Source organism: Cupriavidus sp. 94F1, from assembly GCF_057798875.1.
On sequence record NZ_JBYOJT010000003.1, the window covers coordinates 196,767 to 211,893 of the forward strand.

A 15,127-nucleotide genomic window follows, 5' to 3' on the forward strand; every position below is an offset into this window, starting at 1 on the left:
GAAAGTGGCGTTTCTTACGAGAATGTAATGAAACTGAGGATTTCTTCGCGCAGCGGCTCGGGCGCTTCTTCGGGCAGGTAGTGACCGCACGGCAGCGTGCCGCCCGTGACGTTTGTGCCCACTTCCTGCCAGAGTTGCAACGGCTCGAAGCAGCGGGCCACCACACCGTGCTCGCCCCACAGCACGCGCACCGGCATCTGCAGCTTGCGGCCGGCTTCGCGGTCCGCGCGATCGTGATCGAGGTCGATGGTGGCGGCGGCGCGATAGTCCTCGCACATGGCATGCACGCGCGCCGGTTCGCGCATCGCGGCAACGTAGGCGGCCATGGCATCGGGCACGAAGGGGCTCGGGCCCGCACCCGGATGCCGCAGCCCCAGCAGCCGTTCGATCAGGAACGCGGGCTCGGCATTGATCAGCGTTTCGGGAAACGGCGCGGGCTGGATCAGGAAGAACCAGTGCCAGTAGGCGACGGCAAATGCCATGTCGGTGGCCTCGTACATGGCCAGCGTCGGCGCGATGTCCAGCAGCATCAACTGGCTGACCGCGTCGGGATGATCCATGCAGAGTCGATGCGCCACGCGGGCACCGCGATCATGGGCGCACAGCGCAAAGCGCCGGTAGCCAAGCTGGCGCATCACCTCGACCTGGTCCTGCGCCATCGCGCGCTTGCTGTAGACATCGTGGGTGGCGCTGCCCGGCGGCGCGCTGCTGCTGCCGTAGCCGCGCAGGTCCGTGGCGATGACGGTGAAGCGGTCGGCCAGCGCCGGCGCCACCTTGTGCCAGATCAGATGGCTCTGCGGGAAACCGTGCAACAGCAGCAGTGGAGGCCCCGAGCCGCCCCGGACGCCCCCTATCTCGACGTCGCCCACCTTCAGGCGAAACCACTCGAAATTGGGAAACAGCAACGCGCTGGCGTCGTTCTGCATGACAAGGTCTCCGGGTTGTGGTCTGGCCTGCCTGCCGATCATAGGCTTTTTTCCGCGGACCAGAAGTTGCCCGGATACCGCCCAAAGACTTCCGATGCGCCCCCCGGACGCCGCCCGGCTGCCTCCCGCCCTGGCCAAAAACCCTGTTTGTGCAACTGAATTGCAACTCGCCGGGGCCTATGGTTAAATCGTCGGCATGAACCGCCCCACCCCTCATCCGCCCGCCACGCCCGCGCCCGCGCCCGACGACGCCAGCGCCGACGCCGGCCGCCTTGACGCGGCGCAGGCGCGCCTGCGCCAGCTTGGCGCACGTGTGACGCAACCGCGCGTGGCCATCCTGGCGTGCCTGATCGACGCCCAGGCGGCGCTGACGCACCAGGAAGTGATCGACCGCCTGCCGGCCGATGGCGACGTGGACCGCGTGACGGTGTACCGGGTGCTGGACTGGCTGGTGGACCAGGGCCTGGCGCAGAAGCGTGCCGGCAACGACCGCGTCTTCCGTTTCACGCTGCTGGAGCACGAGGCCGCGCGCGCCGAAGTGCACCGCCAGCACAGCCACTTCCATTGCACGCGCTGCGACCGCACGTTCTGCCTGGAATCGGCCGGAAAGTCCGTGGCGCCGAAGGTCCCCAGCGGATTCGCGGTCGATCACGTGGAACTGACGGTCAACGGGGTCTGCGCGGAATGCGGCAAGGTTCGCGCGGAGCCCGGCGGCCATGCCGATCACTGAATAGATATTAGATACGGGCGACCTCTCGATCCCGGCTTTCCTCGGAGCAGAACAATATGTCCAAACTGATACCGGTCACGATCCTGACCGGCTTCCTAGGCAGCGGCAAGACCACGCTGCTCAAGCGCATCCTCAACGAGCAGCACGGCATGAAGATCGCCGTGATCGAAAACGAATTCGGCGAGGAGAACATCGACAACGAGATCCTGGTGCAGGACGGCCGCGAGCAGATCGTGCAGATGAGCAATGGCTGCATCTGCTGCACGATCCGGGGCGACCTGGTGCAGGCGCTGTCCGACCTGGTCACCCAGCGCGACGAAGGCAAGCTCGACTTCGACCGCGTGGTGATCGAGACCACCGGCGTGGCCAATCCGGGCCCGGTGGCGCAGACCTTCTTCATGGACGAGGAAATCGCCTCGCGCTACCTGCTGGACGCCGTGATCACGCTGGTCGATGCCAAGCACGGCAACCTGCAGCTGGACAAGCAGGAAGAGGCCCAGCGCCAGGTGGGCTTTGCCGATGCGATCTTCATCACGAAGTCCGACCTGGTCGACGCGGCCGCCATCGACGACCTGCGGCACCGCCTGAAGCACATGAACCCGCGCGCACCGATCCGCACGGCCGATTTTGGCGAAACGCCGATCGACACGATTTTCGACCTGCGCGGCTTCAATCTGAACGAGAAGCTGGAGATCGACCCGGAATTCCTGCACGCCGACGCGCACGACCATGACCACGAGCATGGCGAGCACTGCGGCACCGACTGCGGCCACGACCACGACCACGACCACGACCACGATCACGGCCATGGCCATGGCCACGCGCACGACCACCATCATCATCATCACCACACCGACCGCATCGCGTCGTTCGTCTTCCGCAGCGACAAGCCGTTCCACTACGGCAAGCTGGAGGAATTCCTGTCGGGCATCCTGTCGGTCTACGGCGAGAAGCTGCTGCGCTACAAGGGCGTGCTCTATATGGAAGGCGTGGACCGCAAGGTGGTGTTCCAGGGCGTGCACCAGCTGATGGGCAGTGACGTGGGCGCCAAGTGGGAAGACGAAACCCCGGGCACCAAGATGGTGTTCATCGGCGTGGACCTGCCGCGCGACGCCATCCTGAAGGGCCTGGCCGCCTGCCTGGCCTGACTTCCCCCCGGGCGCGCCGCCAGGTGCGCCCGCCGCCGCTTGGGCGGCCGGGCGCCGGGCCACCCCCGGCAGCGCCCGCTACCCTCCCCTTGGGTGGGAATATCGGGAAAACTCCTGTCTCTTGTCGGTCTTTCTCCCATATCTCCGAAAAATTTGTTCAAGTACAATAGGCCGGATTTGATACGGGCGGCGCACCTCTGGGCGTAGCCGGTATTTGCAGGGCGGCGGTCGTCGTCAGCATGAGGCACAGCCGCCAGCAGGCGCGGTCGTTGGCTTCGTGCGGAGACCGCCCTCCGCGTGGGGACCAACGATCGATGCGCCGTCACTCTTCGACGCGTTGAGAGAGGTGTCCCCATGACAGCCGCAACAAAGACCAAGGAAAGCCGCAGCAAGACAGGTACCGCTGCGGCGGAGACGCTCAAGGCGCCGCCCGAAAAGGCGACGCCAGCTCCCCGCGGCAGTACGGCGCACGCCGATGCGGGCGAGGCCAAGGGAGGCACGCGAAGCAGCAAGACTGCAGCCAGCCAGAGTGAAACAGCCGCTCCGCGCAAGCGGGCGGCCACTGCACCCGAGCGGACGAAGACGCCGCCGGTCGCATCAACAAGAGAATCAGCAGGAACCATGAGCAGCAACAAACTTCTGACTGAAGCTGAAATCCTGAAGATGAGCGACAAGGATTACATGAACGAGGCGCAGCTCGCCTTCTTCAAGAATCGCCTTGAGCAGCTTCGCGACGAGATCCTCAAGAATGCGGACCAGACCACGGAACACCTGCGCGAGACGGTCATCGTGCCGGATCCGGCGGACCGCGCGACGATCGAAGAAGAACACGCACTCGAACTGCGCACGCGCGACCGTGAGCGCAAGCTGCTGAAGAAGGTGGAGCAGTCGCTGCAGCGCATCGAGTCCGGCGACTACGGCTGGTGCGAGGAAACCGGCGAGCCGATCGGCGTGCCGCGCCTGCTGGCCCGCCCGACCGCCACGCTGTCGCTGGAAGCCCAGCAGCGCCGCGAACTGCGCCAGAAGCTGTTCGGCGACTGATCGTCTCCGGCGGTCACCCGCGCGGCTGACCCGCTCCGACGCCCAACGGCCCGGTCTTCCGGGCCGTTTTGCTTTGCGCGCCCGCATCGTCCCGATTGCAATTGCCTTTGTGGCGTCACGGCTACGGCACTACCATTGCGGAATACCGCCAGCCTGTTGCCGCAGCCGGCTTTCTGCTACAGTCGCAACTTTGTTGCAATAACAACGTCCTTTCGTCATGGCCGCTCGCCTGCCCGTCACCGTGTTGTCCGGATTTACCGGCGCCGGCAAGACCACCCTGCTGCATCAACTGATGTCGCAGCCCGGGGTACGCCTGGCCGTGGTCGACAGCCGTGCCGACCTGCTGGCCGAAGTGGACCGGCTGGCCCACACGGGCCAGTACGATTTCGCCGTGATCGAGGCCGATCCGACCGACGAACCGCTCGGTATCGCCGAAGGCTTCGCGTTCGAGGACGCCCACGGCGAGCAGTCGCCCGGCGTGGCGCACCTGGACACGCTGGTGACCGTGGTCGATGCCAGCCGCTTCCTGACCGACTATCACGACGCCGACTTCCTGTCGGCGCGCGGGCTGGCCGCCCATGATGACGACGACCGCACGGTGGTGGACGTACTGATCGACCAGATCGAAGTCTGCGACGTCATCGTCATCAACAAGATCGATCTGGTCGACGCCGGCCAACTGGGCCGCCTGCACGTGGTGCTGCGCGCGCTGAACCCGCGCGCCAGCATTGTCGATGCCAGCCATGGCAACGTGCCAGCCGGGCAGGTCCTGGGCACCGGCCGCTTCGACATGGAAGCCACGCCCAACGCGGCCGGATGGCAGGCGGCGCTGCAGAACGACGCGGTGCCCGATGCCGCCGGCATTGCCACGCTGGTGTACCGCCGCCGGCGCCCGTTCCATCCGCAGCGGTTTGCCGACCTGATCCACACCGAATGGATGCGTGAGCACGGCGACGTGCTGCGTTCCAAGGGCCTGTTCTGGCTGGCCAGCCGCATGGACATTGCCGGCGACTGGAGCCAGGCCGGCGGTGTCTGCCGCCCTGGCGCGGCCGGTGCGTGGTGGGCCGCGATCGATGCCGAGGAATGGCCGGCCGAGGGCCTGGCCCGCGCCGCCATCGAGGCCGATCTGCTCGAAGACGGCCTGCCCGCCGCCTATGGCGATCGCCGCCAGGAACTGGTGCTGATCGGCGCCGACCTGGACGCGCCCGCGCTGGAAGCCCGCCTGGACACCTGCCTGCTGACCGACGACGAAATGGCGGCCGGCCCCGAGGCCTGGGCGGCGTATCCCGATCCGTTCCCGGATTGGGGCGATGCGTTCGACGACGATCACGATCATGGCCACGACCACGACCACGGTCACGATCATGACCATGAGCATGGCGACGGGCCGTGCGACTGCGGGCATGCGCACTGAGTTCCCGCTCCTCTCTCGCTGGCGCGCGCGTGGCATCGGCTTCTGGCCGGCGCTGTGCCTGGTTGCGTGCCTGCTGCTGGCGCAGCACGTGGGCCTGGTCCACCGCGTGGTGCACGGCGGGCTGCTGAACGCCCCGCAGGCCGCCGCACAGCTGCAATCCACCGATTCCACCGATGCCACGGATGGCGCCGCCGACGCGGGCCATGCCGAACCGTTTTCGCTGAAAATCGGCCTCCACTCGTGCGTGCTGTTCGACGGCGCCACGCTGGCCGACACCCACTTTGGCAGCTTCGTGCTGCCGTCGCTCGCCTTCGGCAAGCCGGTCAAGCCGGCCAACCTGGCCTACCGCTGGCCTGATCTGCCCGCGGCCCACGCCTTCCAGTCCCGCGCCCCGCCGGCCGCGTTCGCATTCGCCTGACTTGCAGCCGCGTGTGCGGGGTGACACCCCGCGCCCGCGCACGCCTGACCGGGCGCGCCCCGCATTGCCGTGGCCGCGCCCGCCCATACCGAATTCGAATCGCGAGCCATGTACTCGAACTCCAACCGTACTCTGGCGGTGCGCCGCACCCCGCTGGCGGCACTTGCCGCATTGATCACCGCGGGCCTGTCCTCGCACGCCATCGCCCAGGCCGCCGCTCCGGCCGGCCCCGAGGCCCAACCGGCCGCACCGGCCGCCGCCGCACAGCAACCTGCCGCGCAGCCCGCCACCCCGACACTGAAGGAAGTGGTGGTCACCGCCAACCCGCTCGGCAGCGACCTGAACGACATGGTCGCCCCGGTGTCCACGCTGGGCGGCGACGCGCTGGCCGTGCGCCAGGCCAGCACGCTCGGCGAAACGCTGAACAGCATGCCGGGTGTCACATCGAGCTACTTCGGCCCGAACGCCAGCCGGCCGATCATCCGGGGCCTGGACGGCGACCGCATCAAGGTGCTGCAGAACGGCGGCTCGACGCTGGACGCCTCCACGCTGTCCTATGACCACGCGGTGCCCATCGACCCGCTCGTGGCCGAGAAGATCGAAGTGGTGCGTGGCCCGGCCGCGCTGATGTACGGCGGCAACGCCGTGGGCGGCGTGGTCAACGTGATCGACAACCGCATTCCGCGCGATCCGATTACCGGCGTCAGCGGCGCGGCCGACGTCAGCGGCACCATTGGCGGCGACAAGGGCCGCAATGCCAGCGGCCTGCTGGAAGCCGGCAACGGCAAGTTCGCAGTGCACGCCGATGCCTTCGTGCGCCAGACCAGCGACCTGCGGATTCCGGGCTACGCCCGCAGCGGCACGCAGCGCGCCAACCAGCCGCTGCCCGAAGGCGAGAGCGAAGCCTACGGCAAGATCCCGAACACCAACGCCCACCAGGAAGGCGGCTCGATGGGCGGCTCTTACACGTGGGCGGACGGCTTCGTGGGCGCCAACTGGTCGACCTATCGCAACGACTACGGCACGCCGGCCGAAGAACACGCGCGCATCAAGATGCGCCAGGACCGCTTTGCGCTGGAGGGCGAGTCGCGCAACCTGGCCAGTGCCACCAACGGCATCTTCGAATCGGTCAAGGGCAAGTTCAGCTACACCGACTACGAGCACCGCGAGATCGAGGGCGGCGAAACCGGCACGACCTTCAAGAACCACGGCTGGGACGCCCGCCTGGAAGCCACGCACGGCAAGATCGGCAACATGACCGGCGTGATCGGCACGCAGTTCGGCCATACCGACTTCTCCGCCCTGGGCGAAGAGGCGTTCGTGCCGAGCACGACCACCGACAACGCCGCGTTCTTCGTGTTCGAGGAACTGCCGCTGATCCCGTCGGGCGACCTGAAGCTGAACTTCGGTGGCCGCCTGGACCACAGCAAGGTGAAGTCCAGCGCCAACGGCAACGACCGCTTCAGCGATGCCGAGCGCAGCTTCAACGCCGGCAGCGCATCGGCCGGCCTGCTTTACAAGCTCAACCCGGTCTGGACGGTCACCTCGAACCTGTCGTACACCGAGCGCGCGCCCACGTTCTACGAGCTGTACGCCAACGGCCCGCACCTGGCCACGGGATCGTTCGAAGTGGGCGACCCGAACGCCGCCAAGGAACGCGCCACGTCGATCGACCTTGGCATGCGCTTCAAGCAGGGCAACCATAGCGGCAGCCTGTCGGGCTACTACAGCCGCTTCCAGAACTACCTGGCGCTGCTGAACACGGGTGGCTATCGCGACGCCGAAGGCAACGTGGTGGCCGCCGGCAGCGACGGCGCGCTGCCCGAACTCCAGTACGCGGGGGTACCCGCCACGCTGTACGGCTTCGAGGCCGAAGGCAAGACGCGCCTGCTGCAGAAGATGCTCACCACCAGCGATTCGCTCGACTTCGAAGCGCGCGCCGACTACGTCCATGGCGAGAACCGCAGCAACGGCCAGCCGCTGCCGCGCCTGTCGCCGCTGCGCCTGGGCGGGTCGCTGGTCTACGCCGCCGGCCCGTGGGGCGCCCGCGTCAACGTGGACTGGAATGCGCGCCAGAGCCGTGTGCCGACCGGCGATACGCCGACCGACGCGTACACGATGCTGGGCGTGGCGCTGACCTACAAGATGAAGCTGTCGGGCACGCAGACGCTGTTCTATGTCCGCGGCGACAACCTGACCAACACCGAGGCACGCAGCGCCACGTCGATCCTGCGCGATATCGCGCCACTACCCGGCCGCAGCGTGCGGATCGGGATGCGGACGCAGTTCTGACGGCTGCATTGCGGCTGGCCGGCTGGTTTGCTCCCCTCTCCCGCGAGGCGGGAGAGGGGCCGGGGGAGAGGGCGCGGCGCTTCACTTGACGGCATGTCGGCAAGCAGGGCCTCGATGCCCTCTCCCCCAACCCCTCTCCCATTACATGGGAGAGGGGAGCAAACCGGGCAGCTTGCGGATCGGGACGCGGACGCAATTGCCGCGGCTCGGTTTGCTCCCCTCTCCCGCATCGCGGGAGAGGGGCCGGGGGAGAGGGCACGGCGCTTCGATTAACGACATGTCGGCAAGCGGGGCCTCGATCCCATTGCATGGGAGAGGGGAGCAAACCGGCAGTGTGCGAACGCCCTACTGGCGCTATCGCCCCATCGAAAATGACTCGGGTACCAGCGAATACACCGCCGCCGGCACGGGCCGCCCGCGCAGGATCAGGCGATTGCGGGCGATGCACTCGAACGCGGCACCGATCTTCTCGGCGACGGCGCGGCTTGCGAGGTTGGTCTCGACTGCCACGATCTCCAGCCGCGTGAGCCCTAGCGTGTGAAAGCCGTAGCAGGCCATCATGGCCGCCGCGCCCGAAGCCAGCCCCTTGTGCTGCTGGCTTTGGCGGATCCAGTAGCCCAGGTTGCCCGTGTTGTCCTCGCGGCGGATCTGATTGATGGCCACGCCGCCGTAAAGTTCGCGGCCATCGGGCGAGAACACGCCGATGTCGTACGCCGCGCCCTCATCCATCATCATTGCGCACCGATCGAACCACTCGCGCGCATCGTAGATGCTGTAGTCGGCCCGCGCCCACGGCATCCACAGCCCCACCGTCGGCATCGACTCGCGCACCGCCATCACGAACTGGGCCTCGTCGCTGGCCCGGAACGGCCTGAGCTGGAACGCCTGGCTGCGCAGCGGCTGCATGGTCAGTCCCGGTTGGCCACCAGGTTGCCGTCACGCTGCAGCGCGCCCACTTTTTCCAGCGCCAGCAGGGTCTGGTCGAACACCGCTTCCAGCGACTGGCCAGGCGTAAAGCGCGCATGCATGCGCTGCATCAGCGGCGTGGCGGCGAACCAGGCGAACAGCGCGTCGCGCGGCAGTGCCTGGGCTTCCAGCAGCTTGAACTTGGCCAGCACGCGCATCGCGTGCGTGGCGTTGCGCAGCGGATCGGCCCGCAGATAGTCGAGCCGGCTTCGCGCACGGGCCACGGCGCCGGCCACATCGTCGAACAGGCGGCCATGGCCGGGAATCACCAGCCGGACGTCCAGCGTGTCGATCCGCGACAGGACCGCTGCCTGCTCGGCAAACCCACTTTCGCCGTCAAGCTCGGGAAAGATCACGCCAAAGCCGTTTTCCCACAGCGCGTCGCCCGAAATCAGGATGCGCTCGGCCGGCGCGAACAGCATCACCGCGTGCGGGTCGTGCCCCGGTGCGGCGACCACGTGCCAGTCGATGCCGCCCAGCCGCAGCGTGTCGCCGTCGTGCAGCACGTCGTCGAACGTGAAGCGCGCGCACTGCTGGCCCGTGGCGTCGAAGGTCAGCGCATCGGCGTCCCAGGCCGAGACCGCCGCGGCCTCGGCGGCAGGGATGGCCGTGCGCGGTTGCCAGCGTTGCTGCAGCGCCGCGTTGCCGCCGCAGTGGTCGGAATGCAGATGGGTGTTGATCACGCGCCGCAGCGGCCGGCCGTCGAGCGCGGCTTCCACCAGCGCCACGGTCTGGGCGGCATGGGTGACGTAGCCGGTATCGACCACTGTGGTGTCCTGCGTGGCATCGTCGATCCACAGCACGTTGTTCGCGGACAGCCAGCCGCGTTCGAAGACGCGCATCGTGGCGGGCAGCCCCAACCGCACCCCCGCGCTTGCCGCGCTCATGCCGCGCTGCCTTCGCAAAGCTGCGGCACGCGCGCCGGCAACAAGGCCCAGACGCGGCGGCGTTCTTCGTCATCGGCACCTGACCAGGCGGCGATCTCGGCGATGGTCCGCAGGCAGCCCTCGCAGTAACCGCTGTCGCGGTCCATCTTGCAGATGCTGCGGCACGGTGACGGCACCGGCGACACGATCTGCGCCGCCGCCGCACCGCGCACCAGGTCAGCCAGCAGCCGGCGACGGGCGGGCGTCATGCCTGGGCCTGCGGGCCTTGCGCCACGTCGGCCACTTCGGCGCCGGTCATGGCCTGCAGCTGTTGCGGCGTCAGGTTGAACACCGCATGGGGATGGCCGGCAGCGGCCCACACGCTGTCGTACCGGAACAGGTCGGCGTCCAGCAGCATCACCGGCTTCACCGCATGGCCGATCGGGCAGACGCCGCCAATGGCGTAGCCGGTCTTCTCGCGCACGAACTTCGCGTCGGCCTTGCCCAGCTTGCCCACGCGGGCTTCCACCTTCGATTCGTCCACGCGATTGCTGCCGCTGGCGATCACCAGCACCGGCACATCGTCCTCCACGCGGCGGAAGATAATCGACTTGGCGATCTCCGCCACGGTGCAGCCCAGACCGGCAGCGGCCTCGGCCGAGGTCTTGCCGGTGGCCGGCAGCATCACCACCGGCCGGTCGTGGCCGATGCCGGCCAGCAGGTCCGCCACGCGTTGCGCGGATTCGGGAAGCGTCGGATTTTCGCTCATGCTTGTTGTTCTCCTGGTTCAGACACAGACCGTGGCGTCGGCCGCCGCCGCCCACTTGGTCAGCAGCGCCTTGCCCACGCGCGAGCTGTTGGCCCGGCCGATGGCCTGCGAGATATAGTCGCCGGCCCGCACCACGGCCTCCAGATCGATGCCGGTGTGCAAGCCCATGCCTTGCAGCATGTACAGCACGTCTTCGGTGGCCACGTTGCCGGTGGCGCCCTTGGCATAGGGGCAGCCGCCCAGGCCCGCCACCGATGCGTGGAAGATGGCGATGCCCACTTCCAGGCTGGCCAGGATGTTCGCCAGCGCCTGCCCGTAGGTGTCGTGGAAATGCCCGGACAGCCGGTCGATCGCGAATTCGGCCGACGCCGCGCGCATCACTTCCTGCACCTTCAGCGGCGTGCCCACGCCGATGGTGTCGGCAATGTCGATCTCGTCGCAGCCCAGCTCGCGCATGCGGCGCACCACATCGACCACGGCATGCACTGGCACCTCGCCCTGGTACGGGCAGCCCAGCGCGCAAGAGATGCTGCCGCGCAGGCGGATGCCCGCCTCCTTGGCGGCGACTGCCACCGGCTCGAAACGCGCGATCGACTCGGCGATCGAGCAGTTGATGTTCTTCTGCGAGAACGCCTCGCTGGCCGCGCCGAAGATCACCACCTCGTCGGCATTGGCCGCTACCGCGCCCTCGAAGCCCTTCATGTTCGGCGTCAGCACCGAATACAGCGTGCCGGGCCGGCGTTCGATGCGGGCCATCACCTCGGCCCCGTCGGCCATCTGCGGCACCCATTTGGGCGACACGAACGACGCGGCCTCGATATTGACGAAGCCGGCGTCGGTCAGCTTGTTGATCAGCGCCACCTTGACGTCGGCTGGCACCATCGCTTTCTCGTTCTGCAGGCCGTCGCGCGGCCCCACTTCGACGATCTTCACGTATTGGGGGATGGTCATGCTTGTCTCCTCGGTCCCTCTGTCCTCTTGTCCTGCCGCCGTGGCGTTCCTGGGCCGGCCGTGGTCTAGTAGCCGCGCTGCAGGTCCACTACGCCGGCAATCGGCTTGCCTTGCGCCAGCAGGCGGATCTTGCCGGCGATCTGCGCGATGCTGTCCTCGCGCAGCGTCAGCGCAGAAATATGCGGCGTGATCGTGATGCGCGGCTCCTGCCAGTACGGATGGTCGGCCGGTAGTGGCTCGGTGCGGAACACATCCAGCGTGGCGCCTGCGATCTGCCCCTCCTGCACCGCCGCCAGCAGGTCGGCTTCCACCAGGTGCTGGCCACGCGCCACGTTGATCACGTAGGCGCCCCTGGCCAGCTTGTACAGCAGGCCGGTGTCGATGATGTCCTCGGTGTCGGGCGTCAGCGGCAGCACGTTGACCAGCACCTTCAGGCCGTTCAGGAACGCCGCCTGGCCGTCCGCGCCATGGAACGACTGCACGCCCTCGACCGTCCTGGCCGACCGGCTCCAGCCGCGCACCGGGAAGCCGAAGCCGGCCAGCGTGCGCGCGATGTGCGAGCCCAGCGTGCCGATGCCCATCACGCCGATCGCGAAATCGGCGCGGCGGTGCGGCTTCAGGAATTTCCACGTGCCGGCCTGTTCCTGCGCGGCGTAGGCGTCGAGCTTGCGGAAGTAGCGCAGCACGGCGGCGGCCACGTATTCGCTCATCTGGGCGGCCATGCCGGCGTCGTCCAGGCGCACGATCGGCACGCCAGCGGGCAGCGCCTCGGGGTCGTTGTCGCGCAGGCGCAGGATGCCGTCCACGCCGGCGCCGAGATTGAAGACGGCCTTCAGGTCCGTGCGGCCGCGCAGCATTTCCAGCGGCGGGCGCCACACCACGGCGTAGTCCGCGCGCTGGCCCTGGCTTTCCTCCCAGGTCACGCATTGCGCTTCGGGCAACACTTCGGCAAAACCCTCGATCCACGGCGCGTAGCGGCCATCCGGCACGTACAGCTGCAACTTCATCTCGACTCCATCGTTATACGGGTTAGGCCAACGATTATGCGCGCTTTCGGTTTCGCCGTCGGGCGGGTGTGCGATTACCGGCAGGAGGATGCGCGTCCCGGTTCTGCTCCCCTCTCCGATGCGCACGAGACCGGCGGTTTTGCTCCCTCTCCCATGCAATGCGAGCGGGGAGAGGGCGTCGAGGCGCTGCTTGCCGACTTGTCGACTTTTGCACCGCCGCGCCCTCTCCCCCGGCCCCTCTCCCGCCTGGCGGGAGAGGGGAGCAAACCGTCAGGCAGTCGCGTCATTCGCCTGCGCCAACGCCAGCAGCTGGGCGCCCTCGGTCACTGCTCCGATGCGCACGAGACCGGCGGTTTTGCTCCCCTCTCCCATGCAATGGGAGAGGGGTGGGGGGAGAGGGCATCGAGGCGCTGCTTGCCGGCTTGTCGACTTTTGCACCGCCGCGCCCTCTCCCCCGGCCCCTCTCCCGCCAGGCGGGAGAGGGGAGCAAAGCGTCAGGCAGCAACGTCTTCCGCCTGCGCGAGGGCAGCAAACCGTCAGGCAGTCGCGTCTTCCGCCTGCGCGAACGCCAGCAGCTGGGCGCCCTCGGTCACCTGTTCGCCCACGCCGTAGAGCACCTCGCTGACCACGCCGTCGGCCGGGGCGGCGATGGTGTGTTCCATCTTCATGGCCTCCATCACCAGCAGCGGTGTGCCGCGCGTGACCTTGCTACCGGGCTCCACCATCACGGCGATGACCTTGCCCGGCATTGGCGCGGTCAGCTTGCCGCCCTCGCCCTCGGCTTCTCCGGCGTGGGACAGCGGATCGAGCCACTCCAGCACCGTATGGCGGCCCGCGTGGAACACGTGGAAGGTGTCGCCCTCCAGGTGCACCTGGCCGTGCGTGCGGCGCGTACCCAGATCCACGCGGATGTCGTCGGCGTTGAAGGTGTAGGCGAACGGTGCGGCCTGGTCGGCGTAGATCAGCGTGTTGCGGCGCTGATCCGGTATCGCGCGCGCATCGCCCTTGAGTACCACTTCCAGCTTGTGGCCGGCGCCCTCGAAGTACAGCGTGCGCACGTCGCGCGCGTTCAGGCGCCAGCCGCCGGCGTGGGTCCAGGGCGAGTGCCGGTCGGCCTCGTCCACGCGGCGCTCGCGCGTCTCGCGTTCGAGCAGCGCCGCCACGGCCAGTGCAATGGCCTCGATGCCGACCGACTTCTGCGGCGGGAACAGCACGGTCTGGTTGCGCTCGATCAGGCCCGTATCGAGATCGGCGGTACGGAAGGCCTCGGACTTGACCAGCCGCTGCAGGAACGCCACGTTGGTGGACAGGCCCACCACGTGATAGTGGGCCAGCGCCTGCGCCATGCGCGACAGCGCCTCGTCGCGATCGCGGCCCCAGACGATCAGCTTGGCGATCATCGGGTCGTAGAACGGGCTGATGGTGTCGCCCTCGCGCACGCCGGCGTCGATCCGCACGCCGGCCGGGCCATGGGCGTCGCCGCCGCGCATGAACTGCACGGCCGGCGGTGTGCGCAGGAAGCGCAGCGTGCCCGTCGAAGGCAGGAAGCCCTTGTCCGGGTTCTCGGCGTAGATACGCGCCTCCAGCGCGTGGCCGTCGATCTTCAGTTGGTCCTGCGACAGCGGCAGCGGCTCGCCGGCCGCCACGCGCAACTGCCATTCGACGAGATCCTGGCCGGTGATCATCTCGGTGACCGGGTGTTCCACCTGCAGGCGCGTGTTCATCTCCATGAAGTAGAACGAACCGTCCTGGTTGGCGATGAACTCCACGGTGCCGGCGCCCACGTAGCCCACGGCGCGCGCGGCGGCCACGGCGGCTTCGCCCATCGCGCGGCGGCGTTCTTCGGTCATGCCGGGGGCCGGCGCTTCTTCGAGCACCTTCTGATGGCGGCGCTGCACCGAGCAGTCGCGCTCGAACAGGTAGACGCAGTTGCCCTGCGTGTCGGCGAACACCTGGATTTCGATATGGCGCGGGCGCGTCAGGTATTTCTCGACCAGCACCTTGTCGTCGCCAAAGCTGGCCGACGCCTCGCGCTTGACCGACGCCAGCGCGGCCTCGAAGCCGTCACCCGCCTCCACCACGCGCATGCCCTTGCCACCGCCGCCGGCGCTGGCCTTGAGCAGCACCGGATAGCCGATGCGGTCGGCCTCGCGCCGCAGCAGCGCCGCATCCTGGTCTTCGCCGTGATAGCCGGGCACCAGCGGCACCGCGGCCTTTTCCATCAGCTGCTTGGCCGCGCTCTTGCTGCCCATCGCATGGATGGCATCCGCCGGCGGGCCGATGAACACCAGCCCGGCCTCGGCGCAGGCGCGCGCGAAGTCCTCGTTCTCCGACAGGAAGCCATAGCCCGGGTGGATGGCCTGGGCGCCGGTCTCCTTCGCCATCTCGATGATGTGGTCCGCGCGCAGGTAGCTGTCGCGCGCGGCCGCACCGCCGATATGCACCGCTTCGTCGCAGAACGCGACGTGACGCGCGTCGGCATCGGCGTCGGAATAGACGGCCACCGTACGAATGCCGAGCCGGCGGCACGTGGCCGCCACACGGCAGGCAATCTCGCCACGGTTGGCGATCAGGATCTTGTTGAACATGGCTCCTCCCT

At 68.0% G+C, this 15,127-nt stretch carries 14 protein-coding genes; 6 read left to right on the top strand and 8 right to left on the bottom strand.

The window, feature by feature from the left end; all coding sequences use genetic code 11:
- Positions 1–14 precede the first annotated feature (14 nt).
- Positions 15–926: an alpha/beta fold hydrolase gene (locus AC3FJ6_RS08645; RefSeq protein WP_488771515.1), complete on the bottom strand. Its 912-nt coding sequence runs from the start codon at positions 924–926 to the stop codon at positions 15–17.
- A 196-nt stretch (positions 927–1,122) separates the two neighbouring features.
- Here AC3FJ6_RS08645 and AC3FJ6_RS08650 point away from each other — a divergent pair, with 196 nt between their 5' ends.
- The 6 genes from AC3FJ6_RS08650 (at position 1,123) to AC3FJ6_RS08675 (ending at position 7,969) form a co-directional block, all read left to right on the top strand.
- Positions 1,123–1,656 (top strand): Fur family transcriptional regulator, encoded by a 534-nt coding sequence (locus tag AC3FJ6_RS08650; protein WP_488771517.1) that lies wholly within the window; start codon positions 1,123–1,125, stop codon positions 1,654–1,656.
- A 56-nt stretch (positions 1,657–1,712) separates the two neighbouring features.
- Positions 1,713–2,804: a CobW family GTP-binding protein gene (locus AC3FJ6_RS08655; RefSeq protein WP_488771519.1), complete on the top strand. Its 1,092-nt coding sequence runs from the start codon at positions 1,713–1,715 to the stop codon at positions 2,802–2,804.
- A gap of 354 nt (positions 2,805–3,158) precedes the next feature.
- A complete protein-coding gene (dksA, locus tag AC3FJ6_RS08660; RefSeq protein ID WP_228771094.1) occupies positions 3,159–3,845 on the top strand; it encodes an RNA polymerase-binding protein DksA in 687 nt (228 codons plus the stop codon).
- A gap of 217 nt (positions 3,846–4,062) precedes the next feature.
- Positions 4,063–5,259 carry a GTP-binding protein gene (locus AC3FJ6_RS08665; protein ID WP_488771521.1) on the top strand — a complete coding sequence of 399 codons (1,197 nt, stop codon included), beginning with the start codon at positions 4,063–4,065 and terminating at the stop codon, positions 5,257–5,259.
- The gene (locus AC3FJ6_RS08670; RefSeq protein WP_488771522.1) at positions 5,249–5,677 is read left to right on the top strand and encodes a hypothetical protein; all 429 of its coding nucleotides are present in this window, start codon (positions 5,249–5,251) and stop codon (positions 5,675–5,677) included. The genes AC3FJ6_RS08665 and AC3FJ6_RS08670 overlap by 11 nt, the downstream gene beginning before the upstream one ends.
- 108 nt (positions 5,678–5,785) lie before the next feature.
- Positions 5,786–7,969: a TonB-dependent receptor gene (locus tag AC3FJ6_RS08675; protein ID WP_488771523.1), complete on the top strand. Its 2,184-nt coding sequence runs from the start codon at positions 5,786–5,788 to the stop codon at positions 7,967–7,969.
- A 354-nt stretch (positions 7,970–8,323) separates the two neighbouring features.
- On the opposite strand, the gene AC3FJ6_RS08680 is transcribed toward AC3FJ6_RS08675, so the two are convergent.
- The 7 genes from AC3FJ6_RS08680 to AC3FJ6_RS08710 all read right to left on the bottom strand — a co-directional run bounded on the left by AC3FJ6_RS08680 (position 8,324) and on the right by AC3FJ6_RS08710 (position 15,116).
- Complete coding sequence (locus AC3FJ6_RS08680; RefSeq protein ID WP_488771524.1) at positions 8,324–8,875, bottom strand: GNAT family N-acetyltransferase; 552 nt, start codon at positions 8,873–8,875, stop codon at positions 8,324–8,326.
- A gap of 2 nt (positions 8,876–8,877) precedes the next feature.
- The gene (locus AC3FJ6_RS08685) at positions 8,878–9,822 is read right to left on the bottom strand and encodes an MBL fold metallo-hydrolase (protein WP_488771525.1); all 945 of its coding nucleotides are present in this window, start codon (positions 9,820–9,822) and stop codon (positions 8,878–8,880) included.
- Entirely contained in the window at positions 9,819–10,070 is a 252-nt protein-coding gene (locus tag AC3FJ6_RS08690) for a DUF1289 domain-containing protein (protein WP_153946126.1), read from the bottom strand. Before AC3FJ6_RS08690 ends, AC3FJ6_RS08685 begins: the two co-directional genes overlap by 4 nt.
- Positions 10,067–10,570, bottom strand: a complete 504-nt coding sequence (locus AC3FJ6_RS08695; protein ID WP_488771526.1) for a YbaK/EbsC family protein — start codon at positions 10,568–10,570, stop codon at positions 10,067–10,069. The genes AC3FJ6_RS08690 and AC3FJ6_RS08695 overlap by 4 nt, the downstream gene beginning before the upstream one ends.
- 18 nt (positions 10,571–10,588) lie before the next feature.
- Positions 10,589–11,521, bottom strand: coding sequence for a hydroxymethylglutaryl-CoA lyase (locus AC3FJ6_RS08700; protein WP_488771527.1), 933 nt, complete (start codon positions 11,519–11,521; stop codon positions 10,589–10,591).
- Positions 11,522–11,586: 65 nt separating this feature from the next.
- Positions 11,587–12,528, bottom strand: a complete 942-nt coding sequence (locus AC3FJ6_RS08705) for a 2-hydroxyacid dehydrogenase (protein ID WP_488771528.1) — start codon at positions 12,526–12,528, stop codon at positions 11,587–11,589.
- A gap of 536 nt (positions 12,529–13,064) precedes the next feature.
- Entirely contained in the window at positions 13,065–15,116 is a 2,052-nt protein-coding gene (locus AC3FJ6_RS08710) for an acetyl/propionyl/methylcrotonyl-CoA carboxylase subunit alpha (RefSeq protein ID WP_400394560.1), read from the bottom strand.
- Positions 15,117–15,127 lie beyond the last annotated feature (11 nt).